Origin of the sequence: Pseudomonas sp. PDM14 (assembly GCF_014851905.1) — a bacterium.
Lineage (GTDB): Bacteria > Pseudomonadota > Gammaproteobacteria > Pseudomonadales > Pseudomonadaceae > Aquipseudomonas.
Map to the genome: position 1 here is coordinate 2,004,841 of NZ_JACVAQ010000001.1, position 24,880 is coordinate 2,029,720.

Consider the following 24,880-nt stretch of genomic DNA (forward strand, 5'->3'; position numbering starts at 1 on the left):
GCACTGGAGCGGATAGAAACCCAGGCGAAAAATGGCCACATCTATCCCCTGCTGGCCACCCTGATCGTTCTCGCTCCCACTCGCCCCTGCCAACAATGCGGGCAGGAACACTGATGGAGAACAACAACATGCTGACCATCTACAGCGATGACCACCGCCTCCACCACGGCCGCTGCGAGCTGATCGACGGCGAGCTGAAACCCTGCTTCGAAATGCCTTCGCGCGCCGACCACGTGCTGCAGCGAGTCAAGGACCGCAATATCGGCGACGTCCGCGGGCCGAATGATTTTGGCCGTGCACCGCTCGCGCGCATCCACAGCCCGGCCTACCTGGAATTCCTCGAAAGCGCCTGGAGTCGCTGGGCCGCCGACGGCCACACGGCCGACCTGCTGCCCTACACCTGGCCGGCGCGCACTCTGCGCAGCGTGGTCCCGGAAACCCTGCACGGCCAACTCGGCTACTACAGCTTCGACGCCGGCGCGCCGATCACCGCCGGCACCTGGCAGGCCGTGTACAGCGCCGCCCAGGTCGCCCTGACCGGCCAGCAGCTGATCAGCGACGGCGCCCACAGCGCCTTCGCCCTGTGCCGCCCACCAGGCCACCACGCCGCCGCCGACCTGATGGGCGGCTACTGCTACCTGAACAACGTCGCCATCGCCGCCCAGGCCTTCCTCGACCAGGGCGCCAAGCGCGTGGCCATCCTCGACGTCGACTACCACCACGGCAACGGCACGCAGTCGATCTTCTACAGCCGCAGCGACGTGCTGTTCACCTCGATCCACGGCGACCCGATCTTCGAATTCCCGTTCTTCCTCGGCTACGCCGACGAAACCGGTGAAGGCGCAGGTGCTGGCTACAACCTCAACCTGCCGCTACCGGCCGGCAGCGCCTGGGATGTCTGGGGCGCGGCCCTGGACACCGCCTGCGAGCGCATCGCCGCCTATGACGCGGACGTGGTGCTGGTCTCGCTCGGCGTGGACACCTTCATGGCCGACCCGATTTCGCAATTCAAGCTCGACAGCCCCGACTACCTGCGCATGGGCGAGCGCATCGCGCGCCTGGGCAAGCCGACCCTGTTCGTCATGGAGGGTGGCTACGCGGTGGAAGAAATCGGCATCAACGCCGTCAATGTTCTGGAAGGTTTCGAGGGCGCCATAGAGCCTGTCTCGGATCTTGCGAGCTAAAGAAAAACCAGGAGAGAGCGGCTGAGGAAGCGCAATTTACGCACTGTAAATGAGCATTCCGACTGCCGTTTTCGACGCAGTTTTTCCGACGCGCAGCAGATACGAGGCAGGCTCTGAGCCCCACAACGCAACGGGAGCACAGTATGAAGAAGACGCACCGCCTGATCGCCGCCGCGCTCTGCGGCACCGCCCTGCTCACGGGCCTGGCCACGGCCGCCGAACGCGAGCTGCGGGTATACAACTGGGCCGACTACATCGCCCCGGAAGTGCCCAAGGACTTCGCCAAGAAGACCGGGATCAAGCTGACCTGGGACACCTTCGAGACCAACGAGGCACTGGAAGCCAAGCTGCTCACCGGCAACTCCGGCTATGACCTGGTGGTGCCGTCCAACCAGTTCCTCGACACCCAGATCAAGGCGGGTGTGTTCCAGAAACTGGACAAGTCGCAGCTGCCGAACTGGAAGAACCTCGACCCGGAACTGCTCAAGCTGCTGGAGACCAACGACCCGGGCAACCAGTACGGCGTGCCTTACATGTACGGCACCGTGCTGATCGGCTTCAACCCGGACAAGGTCAAGGCCGCACTCGGTGAAGACGCACCGGTGAACAGCTGGGACCTGGTGTTCAAGCCGGAAAACATGGAAAAGCTCAAGTCCTGCGGCGTGGCGATGCTCGACTCGCCGACCGAGATCCTGCCGATTGCCCTGCACTACCTGGGCCTCGACCCGAACAGCGCCGACCCCAAGGACTACGACAAGGCCGCCGAGTTGCTGCTCAAGGTCCGCCCCTACGTGAAGTACTTCCACTCGGCCAAGTACATGACCGACATCGCCAATGGCGACATCTGCGTGGCTATCGGCTATTCGGGCAGCTTCTACCAGTTCGCCAACCGGGCCAAGGAAGCCGGCAACGGCGTGGTGGTGAAGTGGAAACTGCCGAAGGAAGGCGCGCCGATCTGGTTCGACACCTTCGCCATTCCGAAGAGCTCGAAGAACGTCGCCGAGGCGCATGAGTTCCTCAACAACCTGATGGACCCGGCAGTCATCGCCCCGGTCAGCGACTTCCTCGGCTACCCGAACCCGAACACGCCGTCGATGCAGATGGTGAGCAAAGAGATCAGCGCCGACCCCGACCTGACCCCGACCGCCGAAGCGCAGAAGCTGCTTTACGTGGTGCAGCCCCTGCCACAGAAGATCGAACGCGTGCGCACCCGCGCCTGGACCAAGATCAAGACGGGCAACTGAGCCGTCGCCCGAGCGCAGCAACGGAACCGGCCTGAGGGCCGGTTTTGCGTTATCGGGTTATCGCTCATCGGCCGGTTTCCTGCCGATTGGACAAGCTCGTGGGTGGCTGCTTAGGTGAGCAGTCAGGGTCTACCGCACCCGTCGCCAGGAGCCACCACCATGGATAGATTGCTGACCGCCCTGTTCCTGCTCGTTGTCGCCACCGGCGCCAGCGCACAGAACCTCCCCGCCATCGACTTCACCTGCCCCAACGATATCCGCGTGCAGGCCGAGGCCGGCGGCCCGGTGACCATCAATGGCAAGCAGGCCACCCTGCACAAATTCAGCGAACAGTACTTCGAGGCCAAGAATGCGGTCGTGACCATCTCCGTCAGCCTCGACGACAGCGGCTCACCCACGGCTTCCTACACCGGAAAACACGGCGTCAATGGTGTGTGCTCGGCGACCCCGGAAACCACCGAAGCGCAGCCGCAGTAGCCCTCACGCCCCGCGAATGTACTGCTCCAGCTGCTGGATCAGGCCGTCCTGCTCGGCGACGGTTTCCTTGACCAGGTCGCCGATGGACAGCAGCCCCACCAACTCGCCCTCTTCCAGCACGGGCAGGTGACGCAGGTGGCGCTCGGTCATCAGCTCCATGCACTCGCGAATACTCTGCCGGGGCGTCACGCTGATCACCGGCACACTCATGATCTCGCGCACCCGCGTGCCGATCGACGAGCGCCCGAGGAGTACGCCTTTGCGCGCGTAGTCACGCTCACTGACGATGCCCAGCAGGTGGTTGCCTTCCATCACCAGCAACGCGCCGACGTTGTGCTCGGCCATCACCTGCAGGGCGTCGAGCATGGTCGCGTCCGGTGCAATGCGGTGGATGGTCTGGTGCGGTTTGCTTCTGAGCATCTGCGCCACGGTTTTCATGCGATTCCCCTTTGTTCGGTGTCATTCGGCGAGTGGCAGCAAGGATCGAACAGGCACGAGGGCTCCGGCCAAGCGGGGATTTGCATCGGGTCGATTGAAAACTTCATGAGCCGTGGCTCGCAGTATGGGATGGGCTGCGGCCGCCATTGCCCCTATACTCCGCCCCCGCAGGAGAGTGAGGGCCACCAGGCTCCTCCGCCGAAGGCGCAAACTCCCATAATCGCTCAGGCTCAGCACTGCGGAATCCACTATCAGCCGACTGGAGAGCGGTTGCCTCGGGCAACCCACCGAAGGGGCAAGCGGCAGCGCGCCGCACAAACTCTCAGGTACACCGGACAGGGGGAGAGGCACATGACGCAGAGGTTCTGTGTGCTTACCTATGTCTATCTGATCGCCATCGCCGCTGAAGCCATGTCCGGCGCACTCGCCGCCGGACGCCGCAACATGGACATGTTCGGCGTCGGCCTGATCGCCTTTCTCACCGCCCTGGGTGGCGGCACCGTGCGCGACATCCTGCTCGGCAATTTCCCGGTGACCTGGACCCAGCATCCGGCCTACATCTATCTGACCATCTGCGCCGGCCTGTTCACCATGCTCATCGCGCGCTTCATGCACCACCTGCACCGCCTGTTCCTGCTGCTCGATGCCATGGGCCTGATCGCCTTCACGGTGATCGGCTGCAACGTCGCCCTACAGCTGGATTACTCGTTGCCGGTGGTGGTGATGGCGGGGATCACCACGGGGATTTTCGGCGGCATCCTGCGTGACATTCTGTGTAACCGCACGCCGCTGGTGCTGTGCCAGGAGCTGTACGCCAGCGTCTCGCTGCTGGTGGCGCTGCTCTACCTGGGCCTGCGCCATCTGGGCGTGGACGAGGACATCAACCTGCTCGCCTCCTTCGCCGCCGGCCTCAGCCTGCGCCTGGCAGCGATCCACTGGTCGTGGTCGCTGCCGGTGTTTTCCTACGAGCCGGGACGCTGGGACAGCTGAGGCCTTTTTATCAAGCCATCGCCCGGCGAATATCCGCGGCCAGTTCGCGGATGCGTGCTTCTTCGGTATCCCATGAGCACATGAAGCGCGCACCGCCGGCACCGATGAAGGTGTAGAAGCGCCAGCCCCAGTCACGCAGGCGTTCGATGGCGGTTTCCGAGAGCTGCAGGAACACGCCGTTGGCTTCCACCGGGAACATCAGGCTGACGCCCGGCACGTCGTCGACCAGCTTGGCGAGCAGGCGCGCGCAGCGGTTGGCGTGGTTGGCGTAGCGCAGCCAGGCGCCGTCCTGCAGCAGGCCGACCCAGGGCGCGGAGAGGTAGCGCATCTTCGAGGCCAGCTGACCGGCCTGCTTGCAGCGATAGTCGAAGTCCTCGGCCAGGGCCTTGTTGAAGAACAGGATGGCCTCACCGACCGCCATGCCGTTCTTGGTGCCACCGAAACACAGCACGTCGACGCCGGCCTTCCAGGTCAGCTCGGCCGGGCTGCAGCCGAGGAACGCGCAGGCATTGGAGAAACGCGCGCCGTCCATGTGCAGGTTGAGGTTGAGTTCCTTGCAGGTCTGGCTGATCGCGCGGATTTCCTCCGGGCGGTACACGGTGCCGACCTCGCTGGCCTGGGTCAGGGTGACCACGCGCGGTTTCGGGAAGTGGATGTCCTGGCGTTTGAGCGCGACCTCGCGGATGGTCGCCGGGGTCAGCTTGCCCTGCTCGGTATGCGCGGTGAGCAGTTTGGAACCGTTGGAGAAGAACTCCGGCGCACCGCATTCGTCGGTCTCGACGTGGGCGGTCTCCGAGCAGATCACGCTGTGGTAGCTCTGGCACAGCGAGGCCAGCGCCAGGGAGTTGGCCGCGGTGCCGTTGAAGGCGAAAAACACCTCGCAATCGGTCTCGAACAGCTGACGGAAATGGTCGGCGGCGCGCGCCGTCCACTGGTCTTCGCCATAGGCGCGCTGGTGGCCCTGGTTGGCCTCGGTCATCGCCGCCCAGGCCTCCGGGCAGACGCCGGAATAGTTGTCGCTGGCAAATTGCTGGGTCTGGTCGGTCATGGCAATTCCTTGGGTACGGCGGGACGAAGGGAGAGTCTAAGCCAGGCTGCCGGCAGGTGTTTTGCCGGGGCACGGATAGGAAAAAATCGGGCAACACAGATGCACAGCAAAACCGTCATCTGCACAACTGTACCGGCATAAATCTGCCGTGCGGGTTGATCAATGCAGCGAAAAACCCTGCGCAAATACAGTTAACCGCACTAGTCACTTATCACCGGTACAGTTGCCGCACAAAAAGCAGAACAGTTAGCCAGCAACCTAACGAAACGGCTGCTTATTTCACCCAGCTGTGCCTACAAATTCAACTGCTCGGTCAGGAAAATAGGCTTCCAGTAGAACACCCTCAAATGCCGCCACAAGCGGAAGGAAGCCCCACCATGGAACGTACCCTCAGTTCCGACCTGATGTTTCAACAACGTGCCACCGATACCCACGGCAATCTGCCGCTGCACCTGCTCGCCACTCTGATGTTGTGGAAGCGTCGCATCGTCAGCCGCCACCAGCTCGCCCGCCTCGACGAGCGCCTGCTGGCCGATGCCGGTATCAGCCTGTACCAGCGCCAGCTGGAAATCAGCAAGCCGTTCTGGCGCTGAGCGACAAACGCTGACGACTGGCCTATCGGTTCATCGTCAACGCAGCAAGAAGTCAAAGGGAAGCCGCCGAGCTTCCCTTTTGTTTTTCTGCCGGTCGACGAATCGCAAGGCGTCAGGCAAGCCGGTATAGTGCGCGCCGCCTCACAAGGGCGTCCGTCACCCACATCCGCAAGAACAAGGAAGTACCCGATGTCCGCGCTCAAATCCGCTGCCCTGCTCACGCTGACCCTGGCCATCACCGGTTGCTCAACGGGCGCCTGGTTCAAACTGCCGGAAAACAGCACCCTTATCGTCAACGAGCGGCCGGTCAAATATAACCAGGGCCTGGTCAAGAGCCGCCCATTCTCCTGGGGCGCCGCCGGCGGCATTCCCTATCGACTGCAGGACGCAGAGGCCAACACGATCCAGAGCGGCCGCCTGAAGAGCCGCTTCCGCGTGCCCTCGATCTTCTGGCCCCCCGTCGCCATCGCCTACTGGCCGATGGGTTTCGGCCAGCGCTGCTACGATCTGACCGGTGATGCGCCGCAAACCTGCACCTACCAGGACCTGATCGAGCTGCGCACCAATCACCGCCTCAGCCGCTGATCACCCGGCATACGTCGGCGAGGCCATGAATCAGCGATGGTTCCCAGGCTGCAGCGTGGGAACCTGATCCAAGGACGCTCCGCGTCCTCAGACGCAGAGCGTCTGTAGAGGCGTTCCCACGCGGAGCGTGGGGACCATCATCCTGACTCCGCTGGAGACCTCGCGCGCTGCTTTAGGGTGGGTCACGCTTCATCGATCCACCAGAGGCAACACGGTGGCTCGCGGTGCGCACGGCGCCCCCTACAGCAGCCGAGCAGCACACCCTTGATATCCGATAAAAACGGCATAAAAAAGGGAAGCCTCGCGGCTCCCCTTTTTGTCTTGCTCGTCAGCCGGTCAGGCTTCGATTTCCACCAGCACTTCGCCCGGATTGACGCGGTCGCCCTTGGCCACGTGGATGGCTTTGACGGTACCGGCAATCGGTGCCTGAACTTCGGTTTCCATCTTCATCGCCTCGGTGATCAGCACGGCCTGGCCGGTCTTGACCACGTCGCCCTCTTTCACCAGCACGTCGACGATGTTGCCCGGCATGGTGGTGCTGACGTCGCCCGGGGCGCTGGCGTGCTTGCGCTTGCTGCCGCCACCACCGACGAAGTCGTTGAGCGGCTCGAACACCACCTCTTCCGGCATGCCGTCGATGGACAGGTAGAAGTGGCGCTTGCCATCGCCCTTCACGCCCACGCCGGTGATGTCGACGCGGTAGCTTTCGCCGTGCACATCGATGACGAACTCGGTCGGCACGCCTTCACCGCCTACCGCCGCCACACCGCCCGCTTCCGGAATCGGCAGCAGCGCTTCCGGGGTCAGGGTGCCGGCAGCGCGCTCCTCGAGGAACTTGCGGCCGATATCCGGGAACATGGCGTAGGTCAGCACGTCTTCCTCGGACTTGGCCAGGGCACCGACTTCGGCGCGCAGCTTGGCCAGCTCCGGCGGAATCAGGTCGGCCGGGCGCACGTCGATGACCTCTTCGCTGCCGATCGCCTGCTTGCGCAGCTTCTCGTTGACCTTGCCCGGCGCCTGGCCGTAGCGCCCCTGCAGGTACAGCTTCACCTCGTTGGTGATGGTCTTGTAGCGCTCGCCGGCGAGTACGTTGAACACGGCCTGGGTGCCGACGATCTGCGAGGTCGGCGTCACCAGCGGCGGGAAACCGAGGTCCTCACGCACCCGCGGGATTTCGGCGAACACTTCGTTGATGCGGTTCAGCGCGCCCTGTTCCTTCAGCTGGTTGGCCAGGTTGGACATCATGCCGCCCGGCACCTGGTTGACCTGCACGCGGGTATCCACGGCGGTGAACTCGCTCTCGAACTGGTGGTACTTCTTGCGCACGGCGTGGAAGTACATGCCGATTTCCTGGATCAGCGCCAGGTCCAGGCCGGTGTCGTACTCGCTGCCACGCAGGGCGGCGACCATCGACTCGGTACCGGGGTGGCTGGTGCCCCAGGCGAAGCTGGAGATGGCGGTGTCGATGTGGTCGGCACCGGCCTCGATGGCCTTGAGCTGGCACATCGAGCCCATGCCGGCGGTGTCGTGGCTGTGCACGAACACCGGCAGGTCGATCTCGGCCTTCAGCGCCTTGACCAGCTCGGCAGTGGCGAACGGCGTGAGTAGGCCGGCCATGTCCTTGATCGCGATGGAGTCGATGCCCATCGCCTGCATGGCCTTAGCCTGTTTCACGAAGGCCTCGACCGTGTGCACCGGGCTGGTGGTGTAGCTGATGGTGCCCTGGGCGTGCTTGCCGGCGGCCTTCACCGCCTCGATGGAGACGCGCAGGTTACGCACATCGTTCATCGCGTCGAAGATGCGGAACACGTCGATGCCGTTGACCGCGGCCTTGGCCACGAAGGCGCGCACCACGTCGTCGCTGTAGTGACGGTAGCCGAGCAGGTTCTGCCCGCGCAGGAGCATCTGCAGGCGGGTGTTGGGCAGCGCGGCCTTGAGCTGGCGCAGGCGCTCCCACGGGTCTTCCTTGAGGAAGCGCACGCAAGCGTCGAAAGTGGCGCCGCCCCAGACTTCCAGCGACCAGTAGCCGACCTTGTCGAGCTTGTCGCAGATGGGGAGCATGTCTTCGGTGCGCATCCGGGTGGCGATGATCGACTGGTGGGCGTCGCGCAGGATGGTGTCGGTAACGGTGATCTTTTTAGAAACAGGGGTCTTAGTCATGGCTCAATTCCTCACAGGCCGGCGTGGGCGGCGATGGCGGCAGCGATGGCCAGGGCCAGCTCGTCCGGTTTGCGCTTGATCGAATAGTTGGTCAGTTCCGGATGGGCTTCGACGAAGCTGGTGTTGAACTGGCCGCTGCGGAACTCGGGGTTGCGCAGGATTTCCTGGTAGTAGGCGGCGGTGGTCTTCACGCCCTGCAAGCGCATGTCGTCCAGCGCGCGCAGGCCGCGGTCCATCGCCTCTTCCCAGGTCAGTGCCCAGACGATCAGCTTGAGGCACATGGAGTCGTAGTACGGCGGGATGGTGTAGCCGGTGTAGATCGCCGTGTCGGTACGCACGCCGGGGCCGCCGGGGGCGTAGTAGCGGGTGATCTTGCCGAACGACGGCAGGAAGTTGTTCTTCGGGTCTTCGGCGTTGATGCGAAATTGCAGGGCGAAGCCGCGGTACTGGATGTCTTCCTGCTTGACCGAGAGCGGCAGGCCGGAGGCGATGCGGATCTGCTCGCGAACGATGTCGATGCCGGTGATTTCCTCGGTGATGGTGTGTTCCACCTGCACCCGGGTGTTCATCTCCATGAAGTACACCTCGCCCTCGGCGAGCAGGAACTCCACGGTGCCGGCGTTCTCGTAACCCACCGCCTGGGCCGCGCGCACGGCGAGGTCGCCGATGTAGGCGCGTTGCTCGGGAGTCAGCTGCGGGCTCGGGGCGATCTCGATCAGCTTCTGGTTACGCCGTTGGATCGAGCAGTCGCGCTCATAGAGGTGCACGGTGTTGCCGAAGCTGTCGGCGAGAATCTGCGCTTCGATGTGCTTCGGGTTGACGATGCATTTCTCGAGGAACACCTCGGCACGGCCGAAGGCCTTGCTCGCCTCGGAGATCACCCGCGGATAGGCCTGCTCCAGTTCTTCGCGGCTGTTGCAGCGGCGAATACCGCGACCGCCACCGCCGTTGGTGGCCTTGAGCATCACCGGGTAGCCGATGCGGTCGCCTTCACGCAGCGCCTCGTCGATATTCGCCACGTTGCCTTCGGTGCCGGGGGTGCAGGGCACGCCGGCAGCAATCATGCTGCGCCGCGCCTCGGTCTTGTCGCCCATGCGGCGGATCACTTCGGCGCTGGGGCCGATGAACTTGATCCCGCGCTCGGCGCAGATATCGGCGAGCTCGGCGTTTTCCGAGAGGAAACCGTAGCCGGGGTGCAGCGCATCACAGCCGGTTTCCACCGCCAGGTTCACCAGCTTGCGCGGGTTGAGGTAACCGGCCAGCGGCTCCTCACCAATGCTGTGGGCTTCATCGGCGCGCTTGACGTGCAGCGCCATGCGGTCGGCATCGGAATAGACGGCCACCGAGCGGATGCCCATTTCGGCGCAGGCGCGCACGATGCGGACGGCAATCTCACCGCGGTTGGCAATCAGGATTTTCTTGATCACGAGCCAGCTTCCTCGATCACGTGAACAGGTGGCCGGCAGCGGCCGGTCGACGAGTGACCGCGCATCATGTAGCGGTCGTGGATAAACCCTACGCCGCTGCGTTGATTAACCAAAATCAATATTTGTTGGGATAGCTATTAGCAAAGACTTATAGTTGCGCAATCAGCACGCTGAGAAACACCCTGAAACATGCGCAAGTCATTGATGCGAATAACCTTTCGCCAGCTGCAGATTTTTCGTGCGGTGTGCGAAAGCCGCTCCTACAGCCGCGCCGCAGAAGAAATGGCGCTGACCCAACCAGCCGTGAGCCTGCAGATTCGCCAGCTGGAAGAGCTGATCGGCCAGCAGCTGTTCGACTATGTGGCGAAGAAGCTCTACCTGACGCCGGCTGCCGAAACCCTGCTGAAGACCAGCGAAGACATCTTCGGCCGCCTGGAGAGCCTCGACATGCAGCTCTCCGACCTGCAGGGCACGCTGCAGGGCCAGCTCAACCTGGCGGTCGAGTCCAGCGCCAAGTACCTGGTGCCGCATCTGTTCGCCGCGTTTCGCGCGCAGCACCCGGAGGTCAACCTGCAGCTGGTGGTGGTCAACCACGCCCAGGCCGTGCGGCGCCTGTCGCAGAGCCGCGACGACCTGCTGATCATGTCGCAGGTGCCGAGCGAGCTGGCGCTGGATTTCTTTCCCTTCCTGAACAACCCGATCGTTGCCGTGGCGCCGGCGGATCATCCGCTGAGCAGCCAGGCCACGCTGCAACTGCAGGACCTGACCCGCTACCCGCTGCTGGTCCGCGAGCCCGGCTCGGGCACGCGCAAGGCCTGCGCCGAGTACTGCCACCAGAAGCGTGCGCACTTCGCCCAGACGCTGGAGGTCGGCTCCACCGAATCGCAGGTCGAGGCGGTGATCGCCGGCCTCGGCCTGGCCCTGCTGCCGCGCCACGCGGCGCGCATGGAGCTGGCCGCGGGCCTGCTGCGCGAGCTGCCGGTGCAGGAGTTACCGCTCTACCGCAGCTGGTGCGTGGTGCATGCGCGGGGCAAGTACCTGTCACCAGTGGCGCAGGCGTTCCTGCAGTTCATCCGCAGCGAACGGGCGCAGATCAGTGCACTGAGCGAGCGCTTCGCGGGGCTGCAGTTCGGTAGCTGAGTAGCTGATCGGCGGCGACCAGCTCGGGGAAATCGGCGATTTCCAGGTGCAGGCGACGCTGCTCGGAATATTCCTCGATGGCCTTGCGAAACTGCATGCGGCGCAGGTCTTCCTGCTGGCGACGATTGCGGCTCGGGGAATTCTGCTGGTCGGCTTGATGACGGGACATGGCGCGGCTCCAGTGAGAGGCGAGGGAGCCTCAGCATGGCGCGCGTAGATGACGGTTTACTGACAGCGCTTCAGAAGGAGCCTGTCCAGCTTATCGCCACCCAGCGCGCGGGCTGCTGGCCTTCGCTGGTGGCGCTATACAAGAGCGCCAGGCGACTGTCCTGCATCAGCCACGCCGCCCCGAGCTGAGCCCGCACCCAGGCGCGATCGTCCGCTGTCTGCTGCAACCTGAAATGCTGCGACCCCCAGTAAGCGTCGATAGCCTCGGCATCATCATGGACACGTCGAACACCTTCTACGCCGGCCAGCAATTCGACATGGTCATTTAACGGGTACTTGGCGTTCAGTCCCAGACGCAGGTCCGATACGGTTTGCTCGCGCGCAGCAAGTGACATCGCCTGACTGCCGCCACTCTCCTCATACGACGAAACCCGTGCCTGCACATAATTCAGGTCCGCATAGGGTGATAGCTTCACCCCTGCCGGCTGCCACAACCCCTCCCAATCCAGACGCGCGCGCAACGCCCATGTATCGACCTGGGTATCCGCGCTGGAAACCTCGGCACCAAGCAACGTCGAATACCCGCGCCTGACATCGGCTTCGCCATGGTTGTAGTACGCCGTCAGCGTTGACCACAGATCCGGAGACACTGCCGTCAACGGCGACATAAATTCCAGCAGCAGATAATTACCCCGCTGCTTGAGTGCATCAGGCCCAGCGTGCCCCTCTTGCGCACGGGTCTTGCCAACTGCAACACCCAATTGAGCGCCACTCTCGGTCAGGCGCTGGCACCCGCCAACTTCCGCAGCACCACTCGAATCGCCCGTACCACTCAGGTCATCGCCACCCCAGTCTCCCGCGAGCCAGGCACAATTTTGCTTGCCCGGCGCTACACGCAGGTCCAACGGATGACCGTGGTTGCCAGTCAGCACCAGAACCGCTGAATCCACCGCCAGCCGTGAGAGTCCGCCGGCCTGTCGACGCAAGCCATCGAGCCCGCTCGGCTGCACTTCGATCTGCACCTGCCTGAGATGCAGGGTCGATTCTTTTTGAATGTTGTAATCCGCAAGAGTCCGCCCCTCCTCAAGCTGCTTGCCGGCGAAAATCAGGCTCTGCTGATCCGGCGGAATGCCTTCCTTGTCCTGGATTTTGGCCTTGACGTTCTCGATCGTGTCATTGGCTTCAACTTCCAGGGCAATGGTCTTGCCAGTCACGGTCTTGACGAAAATCTGCATGGCAAACGCAGGCGTGGCCAAACCGCACACCAGCGCGATCAGCAGGGTGCGCACAAGAAGAGAAGCCCTAAGGACATGAGGCATGGAAAACATCCGGACTGGAGCAAGGTTATGAAGGTCGCGGATGCTAGCAAAACGACACTACCAGAACCAAGGCAACGTGCGACTACTCGCCTTGTTGTTTTGCGCTCTTCGGCGACAGACGCAGGCTACGCAAGCTGCGCTTGACGCTCTTCAAGTGGTTGACCAGGTCCGGGCCGCGGGCCATGGCAACGCCCATCGCCAGCACGTCGATCACCACCAGATGGGCGATACGCGAGGTCAGCGGGGTGTAGATCTCGGTGTCTTCCTGCACGTCGATGGCCAGGTTGACCGTGGCCAGGTCCGCCAGCGGTGTCTGGCTCGGACACAGGGTGATCAGCGTGGCACCCGATTCACGCACCAGGTTGGCAGTGATCAGCAGGTCCTTGGAACGTCCGGACTGGGAAATGCAGATCGCCACGTCGCTGGGCTTCAGGGTCACGGCACTCATCGCCTGCATGTGCGGATCGGAATAGGCCGCGGCGGTGAGCAGCAGGCGGAAGAACTTGTGCTGGGCATCGGCGGCTACCGCACCCGAGGCGCCAAAACCGTAGAACTCCACGCGCTGCGCCTGGGAACAGGCGGCGATGGCGTGCTGCAGGGCTTTGGGGTCGAGCTTTTCACGCACCTCGATAAGGGTGTGCAGGGTGGTGTCGAAAATCTTCAGGCTGAAGTCGGCAACCGAGTCGGTCTCGCTGATCGAGAACTGGCCGAAGCTGGCGCCCGCGGCGAGGCTCTGCGCCAGCTTGAGCTTGAGGTCCTGGAAGCCGGTGCAACCGATGGCGCGACAGAAACGCACGATGGTCGGTTCGCTGATACCGACTTCCTGCGCCAGATCGGCCATCGAGCTGTGCATCACGGCAGACGGATCCAGCAGCACATGGTCGGCGACCTTGAGTTCGGACTTGCGAAGCAGATGACGGGACTGGGCGATGTGCTGCAATAGGTTCACGGGCAGGACTCAGATTTACACACTGGACAAGTCACGGCGCTCGCGGCGCAGCTGACGGCGATGACGACCCTGTTGGCAGCTGGCGCAATCGATCACGCCTCGCTACAACGCACCCTCGCTCAGCCGACCCTCGGCTCGCGACGGCTTTACCCAGCCTGTTATGATCGGGCTGTAGTGGCCTTGTAGTTATACTACATGAGCGACCTCACCGCACAGGCAACCGCTCGGAGTCAACGTGCTGAACACCCCCTGCGACATGCTGGTCTTCGGTGGCACTGGCGATCTCGCCCTGCACAAACTGCTGCCCGCGCTCTATCACCTGCACCGCGATGGCCGCCTGGCGCCCGACATGCGCATCCTCGCGGTCGCCCGCAACGTGCTCAGCCGCGCCGATTACCAGTCCCTGGCCGAACGCCGCTGCCGCGCCCAGGTGGCACGGCGCGACTTCGACAACGCCACCTGGCAGAGCTTTGCCGAGCGCCTCGACTATTTCGCCATGGACCTGTCGCAAAGCGCCGAATTCGGCCGCCTGGGCAAATTCCTCGGCAGCAGTGCCTGTCAGCGCGGGCGTATCTACTACCTGGCCACCGCGCCCAACCTGTTCGAAGCCATCGCCGAGAACCTGGCCATCGCCCGCCTGGCCGGCGACAACACGCGTATCGTGCTGGAAAAACCGATCGGCCATTCACTGGCTTCGGCGCAGGAAATCAACGCGGCCATCGGCGGCGTGTTCAGCGAGTCCCAGGTGTTCCGCATCGACCACTACCTGGGCAAGGAGACGGTGCAGAACCTGATGGCGCTGCGCTTCGCCAATGCCCTGTTCGAGCCGGTGTGGCGCACCGGGCACATCGACCATGTGCAGATCAGCGTCAATGAAACCCTCGGCGTGGAGAATCGCGGCAGCTACTACGACCACGCCGGCGCCATGCGCGACATGATCCAGAACCACCTGCTGCAGCTGCTCTGCCTGGTGGCCATGGAGGCGCCCGTGCGCTTCGACGCCGAAGCGGTGCGCAACGAAAAGGTGAAGATCCTCGAAGCGCTGAAGCCGATCAGCGGCCTCGACGTGCAGGACAAGACCGTGCGCGGCCAGTACGCTGCCGGCAAGATCGGCGGCCAGGACGTGCCCGCCTACTACTTCGAGAAACACGTCGACAATGACAGCGACACCGAGACCTTCGTCGCCCTGCAGGTGGAGATCGACAACTGGCGCTGGGCCGGCGTGCCGTTCTACCTGCGTACCGGCAAGCGCATGGCGAAGAAGTGCTCGGAGATCGTCATCCAGTTCAAGCCGGTGCCGCATCGCCTGTTCGACGGCAGCCAGGCCAACCAGTTGGTCATCCGCCTGCAGCCCGAAGAGCGCATCAGCCTGCAGCTGATGGGCAAGAGCCCGGGCAAGGGCATGCGCCTGACGCCCATGGAGCTGGACCTGAACCTGGCTCATGTCTTTCCGCAGAAGCGCCGCTGGGACGCCTACGAGCGCCTGCTGCTGGACGTGATCGAGGGTGACTCGACGCTGTTCATGCGCCGCGACGAAGTCGAGGCAGCCTGGGCCTGGGTCGATCCGATCCTCAAGGGCTGGCTGGAGTACTACCAGAACCCGCGCCCCTATCCTGCCGGCAGCAACGGCCCGGAACAGGCACAAAGCCTGCTCGAACTGCAGGGACGCGCCTGGCTCGACTGACTGCGCCAGCTTTTGCGCAGCAAGGACGCACGAGCAGCCTGCACGTCGCCCGCGACTAACGCCCGCCCGCGGCTCCGCAGCCACTGCGCAACTCTCTGCACAGCCCTGCGCAAGGCCTTACCCAGCTTTCTGTGCGGCACGCCGCATCTGGTTTCGGCGCGCACCCGACGAGTCTCGCAAGCCATTGTTTTATAAAATTAAATATTTTCTGGCACAGCGCTTGATCGGCTTCTGGCTCCCGGACCGGACTTGGTCCACGACCGCAGCAAGGAGCGCTCTCATGCCAACACCCGCGTACATGACCCTCGAAGGCACCAAACAGGGCCTGATCACCGCCGGTACTTTCACCGAGGATTCGGTCGGCAACATCTTCCAGGAAGGCCACGAGGACCAAGTTCTGGTCCAGGCGTTCAACCACCAGGTGATCATCCCGCGAGACCCGCAGTCCGGTCAGCCCACCGGCCAGCGCGTGCACAAGCCGCTGATGGTGACCAAGGTCTTCGACAAATCCTCGCCGCTGATCTTCAACTCGCTGACCTCCGGCGAGCGCCTGAACAAATGCCGCATCGAGTGGTACCGCACCTCCTCCACCGGCACTCAGGAGCACTACTACACCATCGAGCTGGAAGACGCGGTGATCGTCGACGTGCAGTCGCGCATGCCCAACTGCCAGGACCCGAACATGGCCCACTTCACCCACCTGGAAGACGTCTACTTCACCTACCGCAAGATCGTCTGGACCCACGAAGTCTCCGGCACATCCGGCTCCGACGACTGGCGCTCGCCGATTTCCGCCTGATTCACGGCAACCTCTCGGCAGTCTCCCGGCCCGTGCGTTTTGCGCCCCGCATCACCGTACGGGCCGCTGGAGTTGCCGAGAATGCACCAGCTCGAAAGGACTCGAGTCGCATCGGCCAGCCCCTCAGGTCGATGCCACACCGGCAGAAGGAACAAGGATGTTCGCCCCCGCCAACCAGATCCATTTCAGCCTGAGCATCGAAGGCGTCACACACGATCTGCAGGTGCTCGCCTTCCAGGGCCATGAAGCGCTCAGCCAGCCCTTCGCCTTCAACCTGGAGCTGGTCAGCGAACAGCCCGATATCGACCTGCAGAGCCTGCTGCACCAGCGCGCCTTTCTCACCCTGGCCGACGATGGCACGGGTATCCACGGCTACATCCACCAGGCTGGCCAGGGTGAGTCGGGCAAACGCCTGACCCGCTATCAGCTGGTGCTGATGCCGCAGCTGGCCTACCTCGCTCACCGCAGCAACCAACGCATCTTCCAGCACCTCAACGTGGCCGAGATCGTCGCCAGCGTGCTCGAGGAACATGGCATCCAGCAGGGCGCCTACCGCTTCCAGCTTGGCGCGACCTATCCGCCGCGCGACTACTGCGTGCAGTACGACGAAAGCGACCTGCACTTCGTCCAGCGCCTGTGCGAAGAAGAAGGCATCCACTACCACTTCCAGCACAGCCAGGACGGTCACGTGCTGGTGTTCGCCGATGACCAGACCGCGTTTGCTCGACTCGCCCCGGTGCCCTACCAGCAGGACTCGGGACTGGTCGCCGACCGGCCGGTGATCAAGCGCTTCGGCCTGCGCCTGGCCACTCGCACCAGCCGCGTCACACGCCGCGACTACGACTTCGAGAAACCACGCCTGCTCCTCGAAGCCGCGGTGAAAAGCGCGTTCAAGCCCGACCTGGAGGACTACGACTACCCCGGCCGCTACACCGACCGCGGCCGGGGCAAGCACCTCAGCCAGCGCGCCCTGGAACGCCATCGCGCCGACTATCAACTGGCCGAGGGCACCAGCGATCAGCCACGCCTGGTCAGCGGTCACTTCCTCGATCTCAGCGAACACCCGCGTGGCGACTGGAACCAGCTATGGCTGCTCACCGAGGTGCGCCACGAAGGCAAGCAGCCGCAGGTGCTGGAAGAGTCGATCAGCAGCGCGGCTTTTCTCTCTATCTCTCCAAGAGAAGGTCAGGATGAGGGGCAAACAGGCAGCTCGGACAACTTCCACCAAGGCTACCGCAACCACTTCAGCGCCACCCCGTGGGACGTGCCCTATCGACCCGCGCTGGAGCATCCCAAGCCACGCATTCTCGGCAGCCAGAGCGCGGTGGTCACCGGCCCGGCCGGCGAGGAAATCCACTGCGACCAACACGGCCGGGTCAAGGTGCAATTCCACTGGGACCGCGAGGGCAACGCCGACGACAAGACCAGTTGCTGGCTGCGCGTGTCCTCCAGCTGGGCCGGCGACCGCTACGGCGGTATCGCCATTCCGCGGGTGGGCATGGAAGTGCTGGTCACCTTCCTCGAAGGCGATCCCGACCAGCCGCTGGTGACCGGCTGCCTGTACCACGCCGAGCACGTCGTGCCGTACGACCTGCCGGCCAACAAGACCCGCAGCGTATTCAAGACCCTCAGCTCACCCGGCGGTGGCGGTTACAACGAACTGCGCATCGAGGACCGCAAGGGCCAGGAGCAGATCTACCTGCACGCCCAGCGCGACTGGGACGAGAACATCGAGCACGACCAGAAAATCCGCATCGGCCACGAGCGCCACGACAGCGTCGAAGCCAACAGCTACACCGAGCTGTACGCCGAGGAACACCGCACCACCCGCTCCGACCGCAAGGTGGAAGTGCGCGCCGAAGACCACCTGACCGTCGCCAACAACCAGCACGTGAAGATCGGCACCGGCCAGTTCGTCGAAGCCGGCAACGAGATCCACCTCAAGGCCGGCGTGAAGATCGTCCTCGAAGCCGGCAGCGAGCTGACCCTCAACGCCGGCGGCAGCTTCATCAAACTGGACGCCAGCGGCATCACCCTTAGCGGCGCACTGGTGAAGATCAACTCCGGCGGCTCTCCCGGCACCGGCAGCGGCATTGCCATCAAGCTGCCCCTGCAGCCGGGCATGGCTGACAAGGACAAGGCTGGGAATCTGCTGGATCAGGCTGTGGCGAATCCCTCAGCCACTCCAAACAAACCACCAGCCGTCTGCGAAGAATGCCTGCGCCGCGCGCAAGCAAAAGCACACGTTCTGGTTGCACGCTGAGGGCTTAAACAGTGATGACTACTCTCTGGCTAGGTGAGCTCCAACGTAGTGCGGCGCAGGCAAGGCTGCCCCACATAGACCTGCTAGTGGATGCAACCAATCTGACATTTCCGCTGAACGAACGTATTGCCGAACTGGACCAGTCCATCCGGCATGCTGCCATCCTGCAATACACCCCTGAACATGGGATTGCGGAGTCGGGCCCCCAACTTCTGCGGCTCGACCGCGTCAATTCCAGACATGCGCAACTGCTGACTGACATGGCAAGCGCTCCACGTGGCCACCAGCATCTCCTGGCGCTGACCAGCCCCTGGGATTTCCACGAGCTATCGGTACATCTGGCTCATTGCACTCAAGCAGAGTGGAACGATGGCAAGAGCAGCGGCCTGCTGCGCTTTTTCGACCCACGCCTATTTATCGCCGTGAGCGAAGCACTGAACCCGCAGCAATCCTGGTTTCATGCACCGGCCATTACTTGGCACTGGTGTGACCGCGATGGCGAGATACAGCAGCTCCCCGGGCGTTGCCAGCGCAGCTCAGAATGTCCCTCGCCGTTACCGCCCCTGCGTCTGGAGCGCCCCCAAGTCGTTCACCTGCAGGCCTGGAGCCTCGCAGAGCGCTACTACAGCAGCAATGACATTGAGCCCATCGACTACGGACTGAACAAACGGGAGGTGCTGATGCGCCATCTGGTCCACGCCCAACAGGCCGCCAGCCGCAAAGGCATTCTCGACCTCGACGAGCGAGACCGGTTCGTCCACAGCTGGCTGCAGCAACATTCGGCAGTAGCACAAGCATGAAAATGAATAGGCGGACTTTGTGCCTGCTGATCTGTTTGCTATTGGAAGCTGGGTGCTCTTCTCAACCGCGCAAACTCCTTAGCCCTCAAGTCACCGGCTACAACCACACCTCAGCCGCGATCAACTGGTTCAGGGTCAACGGTGACAGTGGCCCAAATTTGGGACCTCATCAAGGAGGCGGGAAATTTAACTGCTGCACTACCGTACCCAGTAAATGGTACCCCGGCATGACAGCCACTGTTGAATGGGAGAAAGACCCCGAACCTTTCGCCTATGCCAATTGGCCGCCTCTTGGCACGGATGGATACAGAGCGGCTTACAAGCAACATGTCGCGAAATACACCCACCATCGCGCCACAGTCGAAATTCCTCCGCACCAAGACATAGGCGGCATGAATGTTCACTTCCTGCCGTGCGATCAAATCCGTGTCGCCGTCAATGGCGTCCGTCCTGGCTATCCCGGCTACCCGCACAATGAAGAACTCAATATGGAAGAGCCAAAAACATGTTCCGACTAATAAACATCGCCCTTAACTGCCTATTGGCGCTAACGCCACTGATGCTGGCAAGCGGCTGTGCCGCTCAGCAGCCAGAACTTCTGCACCCTTCAGTAAGTGGTTACAACCACACCTCCGCCGCCATTAATAGCTTCATGATCAACGGCTCAGGAGGTGGCAATGTGGGACCCAATGAGGGGGGAGGTAGTTTTGTTTGCTGTACCACAGTACCCAGTCAATGGCGGCCAGGAATGACGGCAGTAGTTGAGTGGGAAAAGGATCCAAAACCCTTTGATTATGCGAGTTGGCCTCCTCTGGGAACTGATGAGTACAGGGCAGCCTATAAAAAACACGTCGCTAATTACACTCGCCATCGCATCACGGTCGAAATTCCCCCTTATAAAAACGTAGGCAGCATGAACGTTCATTTTCTGCCCTGCGATCAGGTGCGAGTTGCCGTCAATGGACTAATACCTGGGCAGCCGGGTTATCCCCACAACGACGTGCTGAACATGAAGGAGCCCAACAAATGCCCCAAACCCTAACAAGTGGATGTCCACCAGTTGGGGGGCAGGTCCATATTGCGCCGCTTTTTACCCGCCCAGCTCTGCCGCAAGAGCCTAAAGAGGTTAAATCGAATTTCGATCGGCAGGTGGCAGACGAGAAGCAATGCTGGAGCAGGAACATTCATGCTAGCGCCAGAAATGCAGAGGAAGCCTTGGAGCCTTGCTCCAAGGCACTACATATCAGCTTGTTTTTCGACGGCACCAATAACCACGAACCAAGCGACATGCAGGCCAACCCACGCTGTACTAGCAATATCGCACGGCTCTTTCACGCGAGCATCCGACATACAGACGCTAACGCTCGTGAGGCCGGATTTTTCCGTTATTACTGCCCTGGAGTAGGAACTGTATTTGAAGACATCCAAGAATATGTGCCAGATCCAGATGGTCTCAAAGGTGCCAAGGGCGGTGAAAATAGAATCAATTGGGGGCTTACCAGACTAATTGATGCCGTTCGGAGATCCTTAGCCGAAAAGCCTCTCCTAGAAAATGAAGCTTTCAAACTGATCAAGGACATGAGCACCTGCTGGCTCTTACACATGGCAACCGGCACGTTACTAGAAAGGGGTAACTCCAAACGTAGGGCAACCCTAACTCCCGAGATGGATAAGCTTGCCTCGTTGCTAGAGCAGCGCAAACAAACGCAACAAAAACCAGAAATACTGGCCATGCGTCTGTATGTCTACGGTTTCTCCCGTGGCGCCGCGGAGGCGCGCACCTTTGCCAATTGGCTCGCAGACTTGACTCGCCGTTCGACAATAAGCGGCGACGAGTATCGCTTCGCCGGCTTGCCCATCTCCATCGAATTTCTCGGCTTATTCGATACCGTTGCAGCAGTTGGCATCGCCGACAGCGCGCCATTCGCCGCGGGACATATGGACTGGGCTGACGGCACCATGCGCCTCCCTGATGAGCACACCACTCAGGCATGCATGCCAACAGCGCTGCCCGAAGATCGCCGTTTCCTCAAACGCTGCGTGCATTTGGTGTCCGCCCACGAACAGCGCGCCAGCTTCCCCTTGGACTCCATACGCCGCCGCGCGCGCTTGCCCGATGGCTCGCAGGAAGAGCAATCCACCTATCGTGCAGGCACCATTGAGTTCGTCTATCCAGGCATGCACTCGGATATCGGCGGCGGCTATCCACCCGGAGATCAGGGCAAGGCCATGGGAGGACAAGGTGAGTTAATGTCCCAGCTACCGTTGCATCACATGTATCGCGAGGCATTTAACGCCGGGGCACCTCTACAAATACCCTTAGGGCTTATTGAAAACGCAGAGCCATGGCGCGTGATGCACAGCGATACTCACGCTGCCTTTGACCTTTCACCGACCCTGATTGATCGTTTCAACGCATGGCAATCCCAGGCAAAGGCTGGCTCGCTAGAAAAGGTAATGGAACGCGAAGCCGCGCTGATCACAGGCTGGAGGATCGAGCGCTACTGCCATCATCTGACAGAGACCGACTTCTACAAATCTATTGGAGAACAGGACGAATCCGATGAAATGTGGGGCGCCAAGCGCCGACTGCACACCCACAAGCACGAGGAAGCCGCCCGCAAACGCAAAGGCATCAAGGAAGTCAGCTGTGTCGAGCGCATTTCCGCCGGGAGACCGGCGGCTACAGGCGACTGTCAAGGCTACTCGGCTGGAGAGTCCTGGGAGGTCGCCAGCCCCGGCAAACGGTTCTGTTTCGAAGAAGACTTCAAAATAGTCGGCCAGGACAGGTACACGAAGCTCAACACCAACAAGACCTATGAGCCGCCTCTGGATCAACGCCAGCTGCGCCGCGCTGCAGACGAATTTCGTCGTGATTATGAACAGTCCTGGGAAATGGGTGAAGACACTTTTTCTGTGGGGGGAGTCCTCAATATTGCGCTCGGTGGATTGGTCTACCTGCTCAACGAGGAAGACGAAGCGGAGGAGTACAAAAGTATCTGGGAGCAGGGAACCGCGAATCACAAGAGGCTATTCACCAACCATCAAATAGCGCCTGGACAGGACAACCTGGTAGGACTCTTCGACAATCACGTACACGACTCGCGCGCATGGTTCATGAACTCGTCCTTTGTCGCAGAACGGGAGCCGTTCACCGACTATTTCCGCTACCGCCTGGTACACTTCGACGACCAATCCAACAAGCGTCTCTCGCTGCTCGCCAAGACCGGCCGCGTGGTTGGTGTCGGCATCGCCCTGGCCAGCATCGGCCTCACTATCAAGCGTCGCGACCCTCGCTACCTGCTCGGCCTTAGCCTGCCGTCGCTGGGTACACCGATACTGCGAGGCAAGACCGGCTTCCCGCAAATCAGCGCCTTCGACCCGCTTACCGGGCTCGCCCTGCCCATGCAGACAGGCTTGGACGCGGTACGCACATTCAGTAAGGACATCGGCAGTCTGAACAAACTGGTGGATACCTTACCCGCCCCCGTCGAACTCACCGAACTGACCGCCACCACACCAGAGCTGAAGACCATCCTCCAGGCCGCTCAAGCCGCCAAGGCGGTGGCTGAGGCCAAGGACGGCAACCCGATGGGGTTGGTCGGTAAGGCCGTTGAGCAGTTGTGGGAGGCCGAGCAGCCTGCCGTACCCCGGCCTCCAGACTGGCTCGACATCGCTGCCGATCTGACTGGCAGAAAACTGGGCATCGGCTGATGCCCGCGACAGGCGTCGCAAAGGAAAGGCGGCGCCCTCCATCAACGCGCGTAACCGGCGAATCCATGCAAGGAAAACAGGGATGAAAACAACGCTCCTAACCACCTGCCTGATCAGCATGATCCTGTCCCTGCTGGCCTTCTATATCGGCGGCGCAGTTGTCGCCGCGGCCATCAGTGGAGAGGGACAGTCCAGTGAGTCGGTCGACAACGTGTTCGCCGCAGCCAAGATCCTGCTGGCGATCTCGGCCATCTGCGGAGTCATCGGCTGGCTGGTACCGGAGCCACGCCGTCCGCATCCATAGACGGCCGGAACATATCCCAGTAGCCCCGCCGCATAGACCCACATCAATATCCGCTGCTGCGTAGGCCCCTAGAATCGTCGGCCGCTTTCTGCCGTCGACGATCAACACCATGCCTGCACCGCTCGCCCCCGAACTGCTCTGCCCTGCCGGCACGCTCAAGTCCATGCGCTATGCCTTCGCCTACGGCGCCGATGCGGTGTATGCCGGGCAGCCGCGCTACAGCCTGCGGGTGCGCAACAACGAGTTCGACCACGCCACCCTGGCCCAGGGTATCGCCGAGGCACATGTGCAGGGCAAGCGTTTCTACGTGGTGGCCAACATCGCGCCGCACAATGCCAAGCTGAAGACCTTCATCAAGGACCTGCAGCCGGTGGTGGAGATGCAGCCGGACGCACTGATCATGTCCGACCCCGGGCTGATCATGCTGGTGCGCGAGCATTTTCCGCAGATGCCCGTCCACCTCTCGGTGCAGGCCAATGCGGTGAACTGGGCCAGTGTCGAATTCTGGCGGCGTCAGGGGTTGAGCCGGGTAATCCTGTCGCGCGAGCTGTCGCTGGAGGAGATCGGCGAGATACGTACGGCGGTACCGGACATGGAGCTCGAGGTCTTCGTCCACGGCGCCTTGTGCATGGCCTATTCCGGGCGCTGCCTGCTGTCTGGCTACATCAACCGCCGCGATCCCAACCAGGGCACCTGCACCAACGCCTGCCGCTGGCAATACCAGGCGCACGCCGGGGAGCAGAACGAGCTGGGCGAGATCGTCCAGCGCTGCGCGCCCACCCTGGGGGCCGGGCCGACCACCGAACAACTGTTCCTGCTCGAAGACAGCACCCGGCCAGGCGAACTGATGGAAGCCTTCGAGGACGAACACGGCACCTACATCATGAACTCCAAGGACTTGCGTGCCGTGCAGCATGTCGAGCGGCTGCTGCGCCTGGGCGTGCATTCGCTGAAGATCGAGGGCCGCACCAAATCGCACTTCTACGTGGCCCGCACGGCGCAGGCCTACCGCCAGGCCATCGATGACGCGGTGGCGGTCAGGCCGTTCGACCGCGGCCTGATGGAGCGCCTGGAGTCACTGGCCAACCGCGGCTACACCGAGGGCTTCCTACGCCGTCATGTGCATGACGAATACCAGAACTACGAGCGCGGCAGCTCCGTCTCCGAGCGCCAGCAGTTCGTTGGCGAGCTCACCGGCGCACGGCGTGGCGAGCACGCCGAAGTGCGAGTGAAGAACCGCTTCGCCGTCGGTGATCGTCTGGAGCTGATGCGCCCCGATGGCAACCTGCATTTCGTCCTCGGCGCACTGGAGAACGGCGCCGGCAACGCCATCGAGGTAGCACCCGGCGATGGTCATATCGTCTATCTGCCGCTGCCGACCGATCTGTTCCTGGACAACGCCCTGCTGCTACGTCATCTCGATAATTGTTCTTGATCGGAAGACTCCCCCGACTAGCTGCCTGGGTCTAGTGCACATGTGTGATTCAGATGTTCTGATTCACAACAATCGATATTGCTATGTTATAACAATAAAAAGAATTTCCTCTACTAGACATCGCAGTAACTCGAACCCTCCATTTACCGCTAAGGAAAC

General features: G+C 62.2%; 23 protein-coding genes and 2 riboswitches. Of the genes, 16 read left to right on the forward strand and 7 right to left on the reverse strand.

The features are described 5' to 3' along the window. The first annotated feature begins 128 nt into the window (after positions 1-128). The 3 genes from IB229_RS09485 (at position 129) to IB229_RS09495 (ending at position 2,905) form a co-directional block, all read left to right on the forward strand. A complete protein-coding gene (locus tag IB229_RS09485; protein WP_192329357.1) occupies positions 129-1,184 on the forward strand; it encodes a histone deacetylase family protein in 1,056 nt (351 codons plus the stop codon). 143 nt (positions 1,185-1,327) lie between these two features. Continuing rightward, a complete protein-coding gene (locus IB229_RS09490) occupies positions 1,328-2,428 on the forward strand; it encodes a polyamine ABC transporter substrate-binding protein (RefSeq protein ID WP_192327453.1) in 1,101 nt (366 codons plus the stop codon). A 159-nt stretch (positions 2,429-2,587) separates the two neighbouring features. Beyond that, positions 2,588-2,905 carry a hypothetical protein gene (locus tag IB229_RS09495; RefSeq protein WP_192327455.1) on the forward strand — a complete coding sequence of 106 codons (318 nt, stop codon included), beginning with the start codon at positions 2,588-2,590 and terminating at the stop codon, positions 2,903-2,905. A 3-nt stretch (positions 2,906-2,908) separates the two neighbouring features. Here the strand turns inward: IB229_RS09495 and IB229_RS09500 are convergent, their stop codons facing one another. Then, complete coding sequence (locus IB229_RS09500) at positions 2,909-3,343, reverse strand: CBS domain-containing protein (RefSeq protein ID WP_192327458.1); 435 nt, start codon at positions 3,341-3,343, stop codon at positions 2,909-2,911. 158 nt (positions 3,344-3,501) lie between these two features. After that, positions 3,502-3,592: riboswitch (glycine riboswitch) on the forward strand. Then, a riboswitch (glycine riboswitch) is annotated at positions 3,593-3,692 on the forward strand. A 2-nt stretch (positions 3,693-3,694) separates the two neighbouring features. On the opposite strand from IB229_RS09500, the gene IB229_RS09505 reads away from it, so the two are divergent. Continuing rightward, complete coding sequence (locus IB229_RS09505) at positions 3,695-4,333, forward strand: trimeric intracellular cation channel family protein (protein ID WP_225578940.1); 639 nt, start codon at positions 3,695-3,697, stop codon at positions 4,331-4,333. Positions 4,334-4,343: 10 nt separating this feature from the next. Here IB229_RS09505 and IB229_RS09510 read toward each other — a convergent pair whose 3' ends face one another. Beyond that, positions 4,344-5,381 (reverse strand): threonine aldolase family protein, encoded by a 1,038-nt coding sequence (locus IB229_RS09510; protein WP_192327461.1) that lies wholly within the window; start codon positions 5,379-5,381, stop codon positions 4,344-4,346. Between the two features lie 377 nt (positions 5,382-5,758). Here IB229_RS09510 and IB229_RS09515 point away from each other — a divergent pair, with 377 nt between their 5' ends. Together IB229_RS09515 and IB229_RS09520 are read left to right on the forward strand one after the other, a co-directional pair. Beyond that, complete coding sequence (locus IB229_RS09515; protein WP_192327464.1) at positions 5,759-5,974, forward strand: DUF1127 domain-containing protein; 216 nt, start codon at positions 5,759-5,761, stop codon at positions 5,972-5,974. A 189-nt stretch (positions 5,975-6,163) separates the two neighbouring features. Further along, positions 6,164-6,559: a hypothetical protein gene (locus tag IB229_RS09520; RefSeq protein ID WP_192327466.1), complete on the forward strand. Its 396-nt coding sequence runs from the start codon at positions 6,164-6,166 to the stop codon at positions 6,557-6,559. A gap of 336 nt (positions 6,560-6,895) precedes the next feature. On the opposite strand, the gene oadA is transcribed toward IB229_RS09520, so the two are convergent. Continuing rightward, positions 6,896-8,719: a sodium-extruding oxaloacetate decarboxylase subunit alpha gene (oadA, locus tag IB229_RS09525; RefSeq protein WP_192327469.1), complete on the reverse strand. Its 1,824-nt coding sequence runs from the start codon at positions 8,717-8,719 to the stop codon at positions 6,896-6,898. 11 nt (positions 8,720-8,730) lie between these two features. Then, positions 8,731-10,146, reverse strand: a complete 1,416-nt coding sequence (locus IB229_RS09530) for an acetyl-CoA carboxylase biotin carboxylase subunit (RefSeq protein ID WP_192327471.1) — start codon at positions 10,144-10,146, stop codon at positions 8,731-8,733. Between the two features lie 189 nt (positions 10,147-10,335). Between IB229_RS09530 and IB229_RS09535 the strand changes: the two genes are divergently transcribed. Next, the gene (locus IB229_RS09535; protein ID WP_192327474.1) at positions 10,336-11,286 is read left to right on the forward strand and encodes a LysR family transcriptional regulator; all 951 of its coding nucleotides are present in this window, start codon (positions 10,336-10,338) and stop codon (positions 11,284-11,286) included. Here IB229_RS09535 and IB229_RS09540 read toward each other — a convergent pair. From IB229_RS09540 to hexR, 3 genes are all read right to left on the reverse strand, one after another. Beyond that, the gene (locus IB229_RS09540; RefSeq protein ID WP_192327477.1) at positions 11,240-11,455 is read right to left on the reverse strand and encodes a PA3496 family putative envelope integrity protein; all 216 of its coding nucleotides are present in this window, start codon (positions 11,453-11,455) and stop codon (positions 11,240-11,242) included. The genes IB229_RS09535 and IB229_RS09540 overlap by 47 nt on opposite strands. A 70-nt stretch (positions 11,456-11,525) precedes the next feature. Continuing rightward, on the reverse strand, positions 11,526-12,773 hold the full coding sequence (locus IB229_RS09545) for a ubiquitin-like protein (RefSeq protein WP_192327480.1): 1,248 nt from the start codon (positions 12,771-12,773) through the stop codon (positions 11,526-11,528). 82 nt (positions 12,774-12,855) lie between these two features. Continuing rightward, on the reverse strand, positions 12,856-13,722 hold the full coding sequence (hexR, locus tag IB229_RS09550) for a transcriptional regulator HexR (RefSeq protein WP_192327483.1): 867 nt from the start codon (positions 13,720-13,722) through the stop codon (positions 12,856-12,858). A 256-nt stretch (positions 13,723-13,978) separates the two neighbouring features. Between hexR and zwf the strand changes: the two genes are divergently transcribed. The 9 genes from zwf (at position 13,979) to yegQ (ending at position 24,721) form a co-directional block, all read left to right on the forward strand. Continuing rightward, positions 13,979-15,406 (forward strand): glucose-6-phosphate dehydrogenase, encoded by a 1,428-nt coding sequence (zwf, locus tag IB229_RS09555; RefSeq protein ID WP_225579100.1) that lies wholly within the window; start codon positions 13,979-13,981, stop codon positions 15,404-15,406. Between the two features lie 280 nt (positions 15,407-15,686). Beyond that, positions 15,687-16,205, forward strand: a complete 519-nt coding sequence (locus IB229_RS09560) for an Hcp family type VI secretion system effector (RefSeq protein WP_192327486.1) — start codon at positions 15,687-15,689, stop codon at positions 16,203-16,205. 157 nt (positions 16,206-16,362) lie between these two features. Continuing rightward, complete coding sequence (gene tssI, locus IB229_RS09565) at positions 16,363-18,468, forward strand: type VI secretion system tip protein TssI/VgrG (RefSeq protein ID WP_192327489.1); 2,106 nt, start codon at positions 16,363-16,365, stop codon at positions 18,466-18,468. 86 nt (positions 18,469-18,554) lie between these two features. After that, the gene (locus IB229_RS09570; protein WP_192327491.1) at positions 18,555-19,268 is read left to right on the forward strand and encodes a DUF4123 domain-containing protein; all 714 of its coding nucleotides are present in this window, start codon (positions 18,555-18,557) and stop codon (positions 19,266-19,268) included. Positions 19,269-19,270: 2 nt separating this feature from the next. Continuing rightward, positions 19,271-19,786: a DUF3304 domain-containing protein gene (locus tag IB229_RS09575; RefSeq protein ID WP_192329363.1), complete on the forward strand. Its 516-nt coding sequence runs from the start codon at positions 19,271-19,273 to the stop codon at positions 19,784-19,786. Then, positions 19,774-20,310: a DUF3304 domain-containing protein gene (locus IB229_RS09580; RefSeq protein WP_192327494.1), complete on the forward strand. Its 537-nt coding sequence runs from the start codon at positions 19,774-19,776 to the stop codon at positions 20,308-20,310. Before IB229_RS09575 ends, IB229_RS09580 begins: the two co-directional genes overlap by 13 nt. Continuing rightward, complete coding sequence (locus tag IB229_RS09585; protein WP_192327497.1) at positions 20,295-22,982, forward strand: T6SS phospholipase effector Tle1-like catalytic domain-containing protein; 2,688 nt, start codon at positions 20,295-20,297, stop codon at positions 22,980-22,982. The genes IB229_RS09580 and IB229_RS09585 overlap by 16 nt, the downstream gene beginning before the upstream one ends. A gap of 82 nt (positions 22,983-23,064) precedes the next feature. Further along, complete coding sequence (locus tag IB229_RS09590; RefSeq protein ID WP_192327499.1) at positions 23,065-23,286, forward strand: hypothetical protein; 222 nt, start codon at positions 23,065-23,067, stop codon at positions 23,284-23,286. 109 nt (positions 23,287-23,395) lie between these two features. Beyond that, positions 23,396-24,721 carry a tRNA 5-hydroxyuridine modification protein YegQ gene (gene yegQ / locus IB229_RS09595; RefSeq protein WP_192327502.1) on the forward strand — a complete coding sequence of 442 codons (1,326 nt, stop codon included), beginning with the start codon at positions 23,396-23,398 and terminating at the stop codon, positions 24,719-24,721. Positions 24,722-24,880 lie beyond the last annotated feature (159 nt).

Excerpts from the sequence above, each read along its gene's own strand:
- IB229_RS09535 (WP_192327474.1), top strand. The coding sequence starts at position 10,336 with ATGCGCAAGTCATTGATGCGAATAACCTTTCGCCAGCTGCAGATTTTT.
- IB229_RS09510 (WP_192327461.1), bottom strand. The coding sequence starts at position 5,381 with ATGACCGACCAGACCCAGCAATTTGCCAGCGACAACTATTCCGGCGTC.
- IB229_RS09545 (WP_192327480.1), bottom strand. The coding sequence starts at position 12,773 with ATGCCTCATGTCCTTAGGGCTTCTCTTCTTGTGCGCACCCTGCTGATC.
- IB229_RS09485 (WP_192329357.1), top strand. The coding sequence starts at position 129 with ATGCTGACCATCTACAGCGATGACCACCGCCTCCACCACGGCCGCTGC.
- IB229_RS09515 (WP_192327464.1), top strand. The coding sequence starts at position 5,759 with ATGGAACGTACCCTCAGTTCCGACCTGATGTTTCAACAACGTGCCACC.
- oadA (WP_192327469.1), bottom strand. The coding sequence starts at position 8,719 with ATGACTAAGACCCCTGTTTCTAAAAAGATCACCGTTACCGACACCATC.
- yegQ (WP_192327502.1), top strand. The coding sequence starts at position 23,396 with ATGCCTGCACCGCTCGCCCCCGAACTGCTCTGCCCTGCCGGCACGCTC.
- IB229_RS09580 (WP_192327494.1), top strand. The coding sequence starts at position 19,774 with ATGTTCCGACTAATAAACATCGCCCTTAACTGCCTATTGGCGCTAACG.
- IB229_RS09520 (WP_192327466.1), top strand. The coding sequence starts at position 6,164 with ATGTCCGCGCTCAAATCCGCTGCCCTGCTCACGCTGACCCTGGCCATC.
- IB229_RS09585 (WP_192327497.1), top strand. The coding sequence starts at position 20,295 with ATGCCCCAAACCCTAACAAGTGGATGTCCACCAGTTGGGGGGCAGGTC.
- IB229_RS09495 (WP_192327455.1), top strand. The coding sequence starts at position 2,588 with ATGGATAGATTGCTGACCGCCCTGTTCCTGCTCGTTGTCGCCACCGGC.
- IB229_RS09590 (WP_192327499.1), top strand. The coding sequence starts at position 23,065 with ATGAAAACAACGCTCCTAACCACCTGCCTGATCAGCATGATCCTGTCC.
- IB229_RS09500 (WP_192327458.1), bottom strand. The coding sequence starts at position 3,343 with ATGAAAACCGTGGCGCAGATGCTCAGAAGCAAACCGCACCAGACCATC.
- IB229_RS09575 (WP_192329363.1), top strand. The coding sequence starts at position 19,271 with ATGAATAGGCGGACTTTGTGCCTGCTGATCTGTTTGCTATTGGAAGCT.
- tssI (WP_192327489.1), top strand. The coding sequence starts at position 16,363 with ATGTTCGCCCCCGCCAACCAGATCCATTTCAGCCTGAGCATCGAAGGC.
- IB229_RS09505 (WP_225578940.1), top strand. The coding sequence starts at position 3,695 with ATGACGCAGAGGTTCTGTGTGCTTACCTATGTCTATCTGATCGCCATC.
- IB229_RS09540 (WP_192327477.1), bottom strand. The coding sequence starts at position 11,455 with ATGTCCCGTCATCAAGCCGACCAGCAGAATTCCCCGAGCCGCAATCGT.
- zwf (WP_225579100.1), top strand. The coding sequence starts at position 13,979 with ATGCTGGTCTTCGGTGGCACTGGCGATCTCGCCCTGCACAAACTGCTG.
- IB229_RS09560 (WP_192327486.1), top strand. The coding sequence starts at position 15,687 with ATGCCAACACCCGCGTACATGACCCTCGAAGGCACCAAACAGGGCCTG.
- IB229_RS09490 (WP_192327453.1), top strand. The coding sequence starts at position 1,328 with ATGAAGAAGACGCACCGCCTGATCGCCGCCGCGCTCTGCGGCACCGCC.